The organism is Rothia sp. HMSC036D11, from assembly GCF_001814205.1.
Taxonomy (GTDB): Bacteria; Actinomycetota; Actinomycetes; order Actinomycetales; family Micrococcaceae; genus Rothia; species Rothia dentocariosa.
In genome coordinates this window covers 7,937-20,455 of record NZ_KV815289.1, presented here as the reverse complement: position 1 = coordinate 20,455, position 12,519 = coordinate 7,937, and the positions used below count along the sequence as shown (strand labels likewise).

At 57.5% G+C, this 12,519-nt stretch carries 10 protein-coding genes; 8 read left to right on the top strand and 2 right to left on the bottom strand.

What is annotated here, in order from left to right; all coding sequences use genetic code 11:
• Positions 1-13 precede the first annotated feature (13 nt).
• From HMPREF2958_RS04665 to HMPREF2958_RS04630, 8 genes are all read left to right on the top strand, one after another.
• Complete coding sequence (locus HMPREF2958_RS04665) at positions 14-2,281, top strand: TIGR03773 family transporter-associated surface protein (RefSeq protein ID WP_070697012.1); 2,268 nt, start codon at positions 14-16, stop codon at positions 2,279-2,281.
• Entirely contained in the window at positions 2,271-3,950 is a 1,680-nt protein-coding gene (locus HMPREF2958_RS04660; protein WP_070697010.1) for an anchored repeat ABC transporter, substrate-binding protein, read from the top strand. Before HMPREF2958_RS04665 ends, HMPREF2958_RS04660 begins: the two co-directional genes overlap by 11 nt.
• Positions 3,951-4,015: 65 nt before the next feature.
• Entirely contained in the window at positions 4,016-5,059 is a 1,044-nt protein-coding gene (locus HMPREF2958_RS04655) for a choice-of-anchor M domain-containing protein (protein ID WP_083313701.1), read from the top strand.
• Positions 5,052-5,972, top strand: a complete 921-nt coding sequence (locus HMPREF2958_RS04650) for an anchored repeat-type ABC transporter ATP-binding subunit (protein WP_070697009.1) — start codon at positions 5,052-5,054, stop codon at positions 5,970-5,972. The genes HMPREF2958_RS04655 and HMPREF2958_RS04650 overlap by 8 nt, the downstream gene beginning before the upstream one ends.
• Positions 5,969-6,841, top strand: coding sequence for an anchored repeat-type ABC transporter permease subunit (locus HMPREF2958_RS04645; protein WP_070697007.1), 873 nt, complete (start codon positions 5,969-5,971; stop codon positions 6,839-6,841). The genes HMPREF2958_RS04650 and HMPREF2958_RS04645 overlap by 4 nt, the downstream gene beginning before the upstream one ends.
• A 638-nt stretch (positions 6,842-7,479) precedes the next feature.
• Positions 7,480-7,995, top strand: coding sequence for a carbonic anhydrase (locus HMPREF2958_RS04640; protein ID WP_246828029.1), 516 nt, complete (start codon positions 7,480-7,482; stop codon positions 7,993-7,995).
• Between the two features lie 116 nt (positions 7,996-8,111).
• The gene (locus HMPREF2958_RS04635) at positions 8,112-9,683 is read left to right on the top strand and encodes a SulP family inorganic anion transporter (RefSeq protein ID WP_210400881.1); all 1,572 of its coding nucleotides are present in this window, start codon (positions 8,112-8,114) and stop codon (positions 9,681-9,683) included.
• 576 nt (positions 9,684-10,259) lie between these two features.
• Positions 10,260-11,324 carry an alcohol dehydrogenase catalytic domain-containing protein gene (locus tag HMPREF2958_RS04630; RefSeq protein ID WP_070697005.1) on the top strand — a complete coding sequence of 355 codons (1,065 nt, stop codon included), beginning with the start codon at positions 10,260-10,262 and terminating at the stop codon, positions 11,322-11,324.
• Positions 11,325-11,538: 214 nt separating this feature from the next.
• Here HMPREF2958_RS04630 and HMPREF2958_RS04625 read toward each other — a convergent pair whose 3' ends face one another.
• Positions 11,539-12,120: a hypothetical protein gene (locus HMPREF2958_RS04625; RefSeq protein WP_070697004.1), complete on the bottom strand. Its 582-nt coding sequence runs from the start codon at positions 12,118-12,120 to the stop codon at positions 11,539-11,541.
• 218 nt (positions 12,121-12,338) lie between these two features.
• Positions 12,339-12,519, bottom strand: a 181-nt coding sequence (locus HMPREF2958_RS04620; protein ID WP_305793665.1) for a putative peptidoglycan-binding domain-containing protein, incomplete at its 5' end; no start/stop codon positions are given.

Sequence of the window (12,519 nt, the reverse complement as noted above, 5' to 3'; positions counted from 1 at the left end):
TTGGAGGAAAACTATGCGCAGATCCACCCCGCAAACCCCACCGCGAGAACAACGCGGTCGCAAAACATTTACCATCATCGGAACCACCGCCCTGGGATGCACACTAGCCCTCTCCCCCGCTCTGCCCGCTTTCAACACGGCACCGGCGGCGCTCGCACACGAAGAACATGGCGCAGGTGCAGCACAGGCAGAACCGCGCAGTTACACCGGAAATTACATTGTGCGCGGCGTGCACACCGAACTGCTCAACGCAGAGCTTCACGACGGAAAACTCACCCTAAACTCCAAGGCCGAAACACAGGATGGTGAAGGCCTTTTCAACCCCTCCACCACCATTTTCAACCTGCCTGCCAACGATCAATCCCAAACCCGCGTAGCCGCCGGATATGATTTCATTGCCCCCGAAGGCACCCCCATCTGGTACATCTCGCAGAAGCATACCGATGGGCTTCTCTACCCCGGCTTTAGTGCCGAAAACATTCCGCAGGGCGCTCTGAAAAACAATAAAATCACGGTTGAACTCGTCAAAAGCGAGGTTCCCGAAGGTGCACGCGCCGAGGTTTTTCAGGAGAATCTCTCCGGGGCATCGCGCATGTTCAGCACGGCGGATCGGTTAGTGCCCTACGAGCTTGAGGCAGGTTCTCATGTGCATGCTGCGTGGGCGTTTACCGCCGCCGGAACCTACCGGTTCACTTTCCGCACGAGCGCCGAGCTCGCGGACGGCACGCAGGTTCACGCGGAGGAGACCTACACCGTTGTGGTGGGCGAAGTTCCGCAGGATGTTTTCGAGCAGGGGCATCGGGCACAAAACCCGCAGGACTCCGCCGAATCAGCTGCCGCTCCGCCGCAGCGTGAGGAGGGCGGTGAGCAAGCGCATCGGGATGCCGCCCCGAATGAGCGCTCATCAGAGGGAGATCATGGCGCAGGTAGTTCTCACGCGCAGCATCAGGTGATCGAACCCGCACATCAGGATTCATCGAGTGTGGAAGCCGCCCCGGCTCAGCCTGAATCTTCAGCGGATGCGACCCCCAACCCCCAGATTGCAACGGGTGATGCCCCCGCGCCCGATGCACCCGCCCCGGCACCGCAGCAAGCCGATCAGCATGCCGGCACACCGAACCGCACGGTTAACGGGTCAAATGCCCAAAATGTTACCGCGCCGACCGTTCGGAGTGCGGGTTCTGGCGGTTCAGGGACTTCGGGCAATACCGCACCCTCTTCGGGTTCTCGCGGCGGCTCTTATCCCGGAACCGAATCCGAGAAATGCATTCCAACCGAGGTTATCGTCAAGGATTCCGTGCAGTCACGAAGCACCCAAAACCCGGCGAATATTCCCGGTACTCTGCCGATGGTAACGACTGCGGATCATGCCGCAGCGGATCGCGCTACCGAGGGGCATTTTGACGTTGGCCCGGTCTTGAACGGTTCCACGCTGAGTTCTGCCGTCAAAGACGATCGGTTCAGCCCGCCCAAACACGTATCACCCGGCTCTTTAGAATTCGTCCTCGGCGATGCTGCGAAGCTGAAATTCCCGGCGGGCATGGAAGATATTGCCCCCGCTGGAAGTACCGTGCACATGATTGGGGCAACCCAGCAGGCAGGCGTGCCGTGGCTAGGATGGAGTACCCAGGATCCCGAACTTCTCAAACAGGCCGATGGACCGGTCACCATGAGTTTGAGGGGATTCGACGGCCCCGGCTCAATGTCGGTGTTCCTTTCGGGCAACTTCGGTTCCGCTGGGCAGAAAGTCTTCGATTCTCGTGGCGGCTCATTTCAGGTTCCACTGAATACGCACCAACACAGCAACTGGGTGTTTACCGCTGAGGGCCGCTACCGGGTGACGATCGGTTGGCAGGTGCATCTGAAGAACGGGCAGACCGTCGAGAGCACATCGACCCTGAACTTTACGGTGGGCAATGCCGATAATCCGGCGAACCCCGCGCCCGCCCACCAGAAGAACGCCCCTGAGAACGCCGAAAACTCGACCACTCATAAACCTACCGAGCAGCAATCCCAGCGGGGCGCCGTGGATGCGGCCAGCGGTATTGTGACGAAGCCGGACGGCACGAAGGTACGCATTGTCGGCAAGACCGCCTCGGGTAAGGACTGCGCCCTCACCAACCAGGAGCTTAAGGATGCGCAGCAGGCCGCTGCCGCCGGGAAGCTCGCCAACACCGGGGCTGGATTTAATCCGTTTATGGTCAGCACCTCTGTGCTTGCCGTCGCGCTGGGAGGCATGATCGTATACACCGTGCGCCGTCGGCACCGCCATGAGCTCTAGAGGTTCACGCCGTCAGTCTTGTACACCGCAGCGCTCACTCGAACTTCCGCTCAGCCGCCGCGCTTTCCTGGGTTTTCTGCCTGTTTGCGCGGCGTTGAGCGCCTGCACCGCACAGAATACGTCCTCAGGTTTTGATGCCGACGGGCGTCTTCAGGTGGTGGCGACAACCCCGATTTTGGCGGATGTGGCGCGTGCTGTTGGCGGCGAGCGTGCGCGGGTACATGCCCTCATTCCCAATGGTGCAGACCCGCATTCCTATGAGCCGAGCCTGCGGGATGTGCGCGATGTCGCCTACGCACGGCTGGCGTTCACCAACGGTCTATTGCTGGAACAGCGCAAAATGGTGGCGATGGTGAGCTCTAACCTGCCGCAGGGTTCGGCGCAGGTGGCGGTTGCCGAGAGGATTGAGCAGTACGGCGGCAAGCTTGAACCCGTGGTGGAGGATGCCTCGCTGGATTCTATCTGGTTGGGGCTGCGAGTGGAGGGCGCCGAGTCTTCGGGCGCATCCGCCAGCCATTCCGCTGAGTCGCCCTCAGATTCGGATGCTTCGGTCGCGTTTTCGGTTACCCGTGTGAAGGGTCCCGGGCAGGTTGCGGCGTTTATTACACAGACCTTCGGCTCGGTCGAGATGATGTGCGATTCTCAGGCACGCGGCACGCAAGAATCCACGCAGGATGGTGTGAGGGTGCGCACCGGCGATATGGGGTCGCTGGAGCTTCCGCTGCAGGCGCATACGCATCTTTCGTGGGCTTTTGCGGATGCCGGTGTGTACGAACTTGATGTTCTGGCAACGCCCCGCAACGCACCCGAGGGGGTGCGGCAGGCGCAGGGAACACTGCACGTTGTGGTGGGTGAGGATCCTGCCGAGGCCGCCTCTCGTCTGGGTGCAAATACGACCACCGTTTTAGCCTCTGGACATGCGGATATAGCCGTTCAGGCATATACGGGACGGCTTGTGATTCGCACCGATAGTGGCGGGAAAGTCACCGAACACGATCTGGCTCGTACGATCATTGCGGTTCCTTCGCGCACCCTGCAGGAGGTTCCTGCGGGCGGCCAATACGGGTTCTTGAGGGGTTCTTCGCGCGAGCATCGGGGGCAGGTGTATTTGCTGGCGCAGGCGGTGCTCGGCAAACATGTGCACGGCGAGATAGACCCGCATATATGGCATTCGGTGCCAAATATGAAGGCGGCCGCGCAGGTCATGCGTGATGCTCTCGCCGAGGCTGACCCGCCCGGAACCAGCCTGTACACGGCGAATACCGAGCGTGTTATGCGCGAGCTCGATGAGCTGGACTGGGAGATTCGCGGCATCTATGCATCTTTGCCCGAAGCCTCGAAAAACCTGATTACCACCCATGACGGGTACCGCTACCTGGCGAGTACTTATGGGCTGACGGTGGCGGGGTTCGTAACGCCGGTGGCGGGCAGTGAGCCGAGCATCCAACAGCGGCAGCGGCTGCAGCGCACTATCAGGGATTTGCGTGTACCGGCTATATTCCTCGATCGGAATACTCGCACGCGAAGCCCAGTTTTGCGCGAGGTCGCCCATGAAAACGGGGTTCAGGTGGGTACCTTATATTCCGATTCGCTCGATGATGAGGCACCCCATTATGCGGACATGATGCGTGCTAATGCACATACTATCCAGCGAGCGGTTGGGCGGTGAAGTCGTATTCTCGTCCATAGCCACATATGCATATACATCCATCAACGTTGAGGAAGAAGATATACATGAAATATTCTATTTTTGGAATAAAAACTAGTCAGAAGGTTATTTCGCTCGCTTTATGCGCGGCTCTCACAGCCTCTATAGCCAATCCGGCATATGCCGATCACACGCCCGCGCCGGGTGCATCGTCAAGCACGGCAGCCACGACCGATAACCTCAGTAAAGAGCAGAAGGCTCTGCAGCAGACGCTCTCACCCGAGCAGCCGGTGGGCACGGGACGCACCGAAATTTCGAGCGGGCATGTTGATATGGGTCCGCGTTTTACTGACGGTAAGTTTCAGCTCATGATCCATGACGATCATGCCGCTACACCCATCTGGCGCAGCGTGGATGATGTGCTGTACCGCGGCTCCGATGCGGCCCTTCGCCAGGTTCCTGACGATGACCGTTATTCGTTTGTGGGTGCGCAGCCCGGCGAGCAGGTGTATGTGATTCCGCAGACCGAGACGAAGGGGGTCGTCTGGCCCGGCTGGACCACTCAGGACCCGGGGCTTGTGCAGAAAACCCCGCGCGGGGTCACCCTCACCCTAGAGCAGGTTCAGGGACCGGGGCAGTTCACGCTGTACCTGGAGAACGGGAACTTCTCGAAGCCGCAGGTTTTGTGGGATTCGTCCAAGCACGAGCCGCAGGATATATGGGTTGAGAAGAACACGCATACCCACGCCAATTGGGTGTTTACCAAGCCCGGCGCCTATCTGCTGAAGGTGACGGCTCGTGCGGAACTTGCGGATGGTTCGGTTGTTTCCGATACCCGCTATATGAAGTTCGCCATCGGGGATTCGGTGACTGCGGATGAGGTGTACACTCTGGCGCAGCAGGCCGCAGGTCAGGCACCGGCGGGCGAATCGGAGGGCGCAAACTCTGCGGCGGCTTCCGATAGTCCGGGGGCCTCATCCGGTGGGTTCCCTGTCCTTCCGGTGGCGCTCGGCGCGGGGGCTGTGGTGGTACTCGCCGCAGCGGGCCTCTTCATGATGCGCCGCAATAAGGCCGCGCAGGCGCAGGCCGAGCGCATCATGACAAGCGGAAAGGGCACGCGGGATGAGTAAAGGTACCACCGTGCTAGACTCCAAAAATGACCCCGCGCCGGGGAGTGAAAATCCGACGCTGAGCATCCAAAACCTCTATGCGGGGTACGGGCGGCGGGCAGTGCTGCGGGACTTTTCACTCACTCTGAACCCCGGCGAATTTGTGGGTCTTCTCGGGGCGAACGGTGCCGGAAAAACCACGCTGTTACGTGCCATTATGGGGCTGCTGCATCCTGCTTCGGGGAGCATTCGGGTGCTGGGCAGTACTGCGCGCACCGCGCGGGCGCGCATCGGCTATGTGCCGCAGAAGCACCAGTTTCAGTGGGATTTCCCGATCACCGTCAAGGATGCGGTCATGACCGGGCGAACCCGCGAAATCGGCTGGTTTCGTCGCCCTAAAACCGCGGATTGGGTCAAGGTTTTTCACGCTTTGGAACGCACGGATTTAATGCTGCTGAAGAACCGTGCCATCGGCGAGCTTTCCGGCGGGCAGCGGCAGCGGGTGCTTCTGGCTCGTGCTATCGCGGTTGAACCGGCGCTTTTGCTTCTTGACGAGCCCTTCACGGGGGTGGATGCGCCCACCCAGTCCGCGCTCACCGGACTGTACCGGCAGCTGGCGGGCGAGGGCGTGACGCTTCTGATGTCTACCCACGATATTGTAGCGGCGCAGGAGTCTTGTTCGCGGCTGTGCGGGGTGCGCGGTTCCTTGAGTTTGGACGGCAAAGCCGAGGATTTTTCGCCACAGCAGCTTTACGCCTGGGTGCACGGGCACGAACTTGAGGGCGAGGGTGAAAGCACAGGTAAAGGCGGAAGCGCGGGCACAAGCCCATCGCCTAAGATTGGCGTTCCGGGCGCAGGCGGCGACTCGACCGGCGGCACCCGGCAGGGGCATCCTGCCGGTCATCGTGTAACCCCGCAGGAGGCAGCGGCATGATTACTCCCCTCGATTTCCTGTTTGACCTTTTCAACCCTTCCCTGGCGTTTCTGCCGCGTGCCCTCGCCGCAGTGACGCTGGCTTCTTTGGTGACGGGCGTGGTGGGGTGCCATGTGATGATGCGTGGCATGGTTTTTATTGGCGATGCGGTTGCCCACTCAGTGTTTCCCGGCTTGGCGGTTGCGTTCGTTATCGGCGGCAACTTGGTGTTCGGGGGCTTGATCGCGGGCGTTATCACGGCGGTTTTGGTGGCTATTTTTAGTCAGAACCAGAAGCTGCGTGAGGATTCGGTAATCGGTATTTTCTTTGCCGGTTCGTTCGCGTTGGGTATTGTGATTATTTCGCTGGCACCGGGGTATTCGGGGTCGATTCAGGATTTCCTGTTCGGTTCGATTGTGGGGGTTTCACGCGGCGATATTGCCCAGGCGGCGGCTATGTCCGCCGGGATTCTGCTGCTTCTGTGGCTGTTTCATCGGCAGCTGGTGACGGTGAGCCTGGATCGTGAAAGTGCTCGCGCGTTGGGTTTGCCGGTGCTGTGGCTGGATATTCTGCTGTATGTGCTCGTGACGGTTTCCGTGGTGATTTCTTTGCAGACACTCGGGAATGTGCTGGTGCTTGCGCTCATTGTGGTTCCGGCCAGCGCATCGCGGCTCGCATGCCGCCGTTTAGGCACCATGATGCTGTTCTCACCGGTTTTCGGCGTGCTGTGTTCGACCGCGGGGCTGTACTTCTCGTGGGCGTTTAACCTGCCAACTGGCGGCACGATTGTGCTGACGATGGTCGCCGCTTTCGTGCTGGTGTGGGCGTTTACCTGGATGCGCCAGCGAGTCAGGCGCATTCCTGAGACCGCCCGTTCCCTGCCGGTTTAGGCTTTGCCGCGCCCGTCTCAAGGCTCTCACCGTCGCCTGTCAGGTCAGCGAGAAATAGTCTGCGATAACATCCCACCGGCGGCACCGCGCGTACCTTCGCGGTGGCGCATTGGCGGCTCACCTGCTAGGATAGGCTGAACTTAGTTTTTGTCATTACATAACTAAGGGTGACGGTCGGGTTTTTATTCGGCCTCATAGAATAATCGGGTAGTGTTTTGAACTCCCGTACGATTTTGAGTAACAGAATAAAGGCACTCACGATCTTTTAAGCCGGAATAGCCTTATTTCTAGCAGGCATATTTTCACAGATTTTCTTCTAGACACATCTACTTTCCTTCTGTTTGAGGGAGAACTCTGTGCATATTCCGTGATTGTCACCATTTTTTCGCAGACGGGCAGCCCTTCCAACCCTTCCTTCTGACTGTCCGCCATGATTCTGCGCGAAAAATCCTCTACCAACATTCAAAGAAAGGAAGAGACATGAGTAAATCCTACGAAGTCATTTTTGAGAATAATCAACAATGGCTTGAGACGAAAAACAACAGCATCCCGAGTATTTTACTGAGCTTTCGGATGGTCAGAACCCCGATTTTCTGTACATTGGATGCTCCGACAGCCGCGTGGTTGCAGAGGGGCTGATGGGTCTGGAACCGGGCGAAGTGTTCGTTCACCGCAACGTCGCTAACCTGGTGCACGGGCTGGATTTAAACGCCGGTTCCGCTCTCGAATATGCGGTTTCACACCTGAAGGTTAAGCATATTATCGTGTGCGGTCACTACAATTGCGGCGGCATTAAGGCTGCGATGGTGCCCGAAGATATGGGCCCGCTGAACCCGTGGCTGCGCAATATTCGTGATGTATACCGTCTGCACCGCAAAGAGCTGGATGCGATCGCCGACGAAGACGCGCGGTACGACCGTCTGGTCGAGCTGAATGTGCAGGAGCAGTGCCTGAATATCATCAAGATGGCATGCGTTCAGGAGCGTTATCTGCTGGACGGTTACCCGATCGTGCACGGCTGGGTGTTTGATATGCGCACGGGCCGTCTGATCGATTTGGATATCGATTTTGAGAATATTCTGGCTGATATCCAGAGCATTTATAACCTGACCGATTCCGAATGGGTGGTTAACACACGCAAACAGTCTGCGTAGCCGCTAAAACGCCCGATGCCGGGTGAGAGTCTACCCGCTCGCGCGAGCTTTTGCCCCGAGCACACCGGCATACGGCGCACCACAATATACAGACAACACATCAAGGAGTATCGGTTTTGGTCAATCAACCTATCGAAAAACAGCCTTTAGGCGCTCTCTTTAAATCAAATTTCGCCTCGGGATTGGTAGTCTTTCTCGTGGCGCTGCCACTGTGTTTGGGTATCGCCCTGGCATCCGGCGCACCGCCGCTTTCGGGGGTTATTTCGGGTATTGTTGGCGGTATCGTCATCGGGTTCTTGAGTACCTCGAATATCAGCGTTTCCGGTCCTGCGGCAGGTTTGGCGGCAATTGTTCTTGAGTCGATTACCAGTTTGGGCGCGTTCGAGCTGTTCCTCTGCGCGGGTCTCATCGCGGGTGCCATACAGCTTGCCCTAGGTTTCCTGCGCGTGGGCAGTATCGCCGAATACATTCCGCTTGCCGTCATTGAGGGTATGTTGGCGGGCATCGGCGTTATTATCATCATTAACCAGCTTCCGTTAGCGTTCGGCAGCGATTTGAAGCTGCGAGAAGACGGTCTGGACGTGTTCGCAGACCTTCATCTTGGGTCGATTCTGGTGACGGTTGTGTCCCTCATCATCCTGATTTCTTGGGATAAAATCCCCGGTTTGAAGAACCTTAAACTTTTGCCTGCCGCGCTCGTGGCGGTTGCCGTGGGTATTTTCATGAACTGGATATTCATCAAAACCAATAGCGGCCTGGCAATTCCTAATAATCAGCTCGTTCAGCTTCCTGTGCCGAAGTCGTGGGGAGATGTGGCTTCTCTGGCGACTTTCCCCAACTTCTCCGGCTTCACAGACTCACACGTGTGGATTACCGGTATCACGATCGCTATTGTGGCATCGATTGAAACCCTGCTCTCTATTGAGGCAGCCGATCGTCTAGATGTGCACCGCCGCATCACAGACACCAACCGCGAGCTTCGCGCACAGGGCGTTGGCAACATGGTGTGCTCCGCTATTGGCGGCCTGCCTGTGACATCGGTGGTGGTGCGTTCGTCCGCGAATGCGAGCGCGGGTGCAACCCATAAGCTTTCCGCCATTATTCACGGCGTTCTGCTGCTGGTGTGCGTGCTGGCTATTCCGTTCGTGCTGAACCTGATTCCGCTGGCGACTCTTGCCGCTGTGCTTCTGGTGGTGGGTTATAAGCTGGCGAATCCGAAGACCATCTTCCACTTCTGGCGTAAGGGTCTGTACCAGTTCATTCCGTTTGCCGCTACGCTAGTTGCCGTGGTTGCCCTCGACCTGCTGGAGGGCGTGGGTATTGGTCTGGCGATCAGTATCTTCTTCGTGCTGCAGGGCAATATGAAGCGCGCCTACTACCTCAGCCGTGAGGAGCTTGCAGAGGCCGACGAAATTACGCTGGATTTGGCGGAAGAGGTGTCGTTCTTGAACAAGGCAGCTATCAAGAAGACGCTGAAGAATATTCGCCCCGGTTCGAAGGTCACGATCAACGCAGAGAACTCTTCGTATATTGCCAGCGATGTGCTGGAGCTGATTGAGGACTTCTCCAATGTTTATGCGAAGGAGAACGATATTGAGGTGGTGCTCAAGGGCTTCAAGTCGGATTATCACGATGCGGAGCGTGATCGCCACAGCCACGTGAAGGTGGGTCATAGCGCAAGTATCTAAGCTATGAGGCGGTACCCGTGCGGTATCGCTCCCCCTCGTGCATGTACGCGAGCAGGTGGTTTTTGACCGAGCAGGTAGGAAAATCTTACCTGCTCGTACCAAAAACCACCTGCTCGCGTTTAAACGCAAAATCGCCCGTGACATCGCGCGTGTCTTAAATGCACTAGCACGCGTGATCCGGGCGATTGCTAACCTAGTAGACGTTATCAATTGGTAGATCTAGTTGATGAACGCCATCGCAGTGAGGTACCCAGACCTGCCAGTATGGGTTCATCACTGCCCTAACTATACAGCACAGATATAGTCCGGAACAACGGCTGAGGCCGTAAGCGTAGGGCTATTTTCGACGTTCACGGCGCACCTAAACCACCTGCTCACGGTATAGAGCGCATCGCGCATAAGCCTGCCATTCTTACAGTCACCATAACCTTAAATGTAATCTGCGTAACATCTAGGAAGTTACGGATTTTTCCGGTTTAATGAAGGTACAACCTATAAAGAACTCTTGATAGGTTAAGACTATAAGCGATGATGCTGTAGCTACAACCCCTCATAAAATCTCAGTTAGGAGTCACCATGAAGGCAGTTGTTTACCACGGTCCAGGCAAGCGAGCTTGGGAAGAAGTTCCAGACGCCGCCATCCTTGAACCCACCGACGTCATTGCTCGCGTTGATACCACCACCATCTGCGGCACCGACCTGCACATCCTCAAGGGTGACGTTCCCGAGGTTGAAGAAGGGCGCATCCTGGGCCATGAGGCTATCGGCACGATTACCGAAGTCGGCTCGGCAGTCACTGATTTGAAGGTTGGCGACCGCATCATTATTCCGGCGGTCACGAACTGCGGCAAGTGCTCATATTGTAAGGATAATAAGCCTTCGCACTGCCAGACCGTGGGCGGCGTCGGTTGGATTTTTGGGTACATGATTGACGGCACCCAGGCTGAGTATGTGCGCATTCCTTACGCTGAGACGTCGGTTCACATGGTTCCCGAGGGACTGACCGACGAAGATGTTCTCTTCCTCACGGATGCGCTTCCGACCGGGTTCGAGATGGGTATTCTCAACGGCAACACCAAACCCGGCGATACGGTTGCGGTTATCGGCGCCGGTCCGGTGGGTCTGGGCGCAATCATGACGGCAAATCTGTGCGGTGCCGGGCGCGTGATTACCGTCGATATGGACGATAACCGCATGAACAAGGCGCTGGAATTGGGTGCAACCGATAAGGTAAACGCCGCCGATCCGGACTTTATCGAGAAAATTAAGGCCCTCTCCCCCGACGGTTTGGGCGTGGATGTGGCGATTGAGGCAGTGGGCGTGCCGCAGACCTTCGAGACCTGCACCAAGATCGTGCGCCCCTACGGCAACATTGCGAACGCGGGTGTGCACGGCAAGCCGGTAGAGCTGCCGATTAACACCATGTGGATCTCGAACGTGAACATCAACATGGGTCTGGTGAACTGCAACACCGTGGGCAACCTGCTGAATATGGTGCGTTCGGGTCGCCTGAACGCAAAGGCGATGGCAACCCACTACTTCACCTTTGACCAGTTCGAGGAGGCATACGACCTGTTCGCAAATGCCGCCGAGCATAATGCGGTGAAGGTTGTTATCTCGCGCGAACCGATTAAGAAGTAGGGTGTAAGCCCCCCTAAGCTAACCCCTCCGGGTTCTTTACCGTCCTTCCCGGAGGGGTTCCTTTCGTTCTCTTTCCCAGAGCCAGCCATGTTTGGGGGGGTGTACTGTCCGGGATCGTAAAAAAGGCTCTTTATTCCAATAAAGCGGGTTTTCCGCCTCTTTATTGGAATAAAGAGCCTTTTTATACAGGAATCTGCTCACGATGAGCGTTGCTTTACCGACCCTTCGCCAGGTTTTCGAGCTTGGTTACCAGCGCATCAGTGTCTCGGGATGCGCTGCTGAGCACACGATAAATCACGCGCCTCTGTGCAGCCTGGCGCACCGCATCCTGACCTTGCGGCACTCCCCCGCCAGCGCGGGTACGCTCATCGGCCAACTGTTCGGCACGCATGGCGGCGTAGTTGATCTTGGCGGCAAGCTGCATCCTGTCCCGTTCCAGCTGAACACCAGCCCACGAGACAGGCCTGCTGGGGAACGGGCTGTTTGATTCGTCCGCCGCACCCCGGATGCGCTGCGCCTCCTGGGTCAGCTGGGCTGCGTCTACCGCGTCGCCAGCTTGTTTGTACATATCAAGCAGAATATGGAAGTTCTTCGCCTTCTCGCTGAGATACTGCGCGTTGGTGGCCGCGCCTTGAGCTTCGGGGCTCTGGTTCTGATTCGACGGGGTTGACGAAGTCTGCGCGGCGTTCGCAGCCGGAGCGGTCAGAGGCGAACCAACCGCGAGCGCGCCCGCAGCAGGAATGCCTACAGCGGCGGCGCGCAGGAATCGGCGGCGTGAGGTACCCAGTTCAGTCATATGTCCTCCTTATTTATGCGGTGTTAAAACACCATGAGGTGCAGAGTCAGCGCCATTAGGATAAGCGCCAACGCCGCACCTCATGATGCGAAACCGGTAAACCGGTTGGTAGTTTTTAACCGTAACTCACCTGAACACGTTTTTTAGTCAGGGTACGGTTATGCACTACCGTGTTGTCGGGCAGGTTACAGACTGTGTGCTGTGCAGGTTCTCACGCCTTAAGAGTAGTTACCTTCAATAAGCTTGCGCTGAAACGCAACAATGGCCGGTGAGGGACCGTCAAGAACCCCGTCTGCGGTTTGACCCAACCAGCTCTGTAGAGCACTGATTGTAGAGGGTCCGATCAAACCATCAACATCCGTCCCGAGCCAGCGCTGCAAATCTTTGATGGTTTCTGAA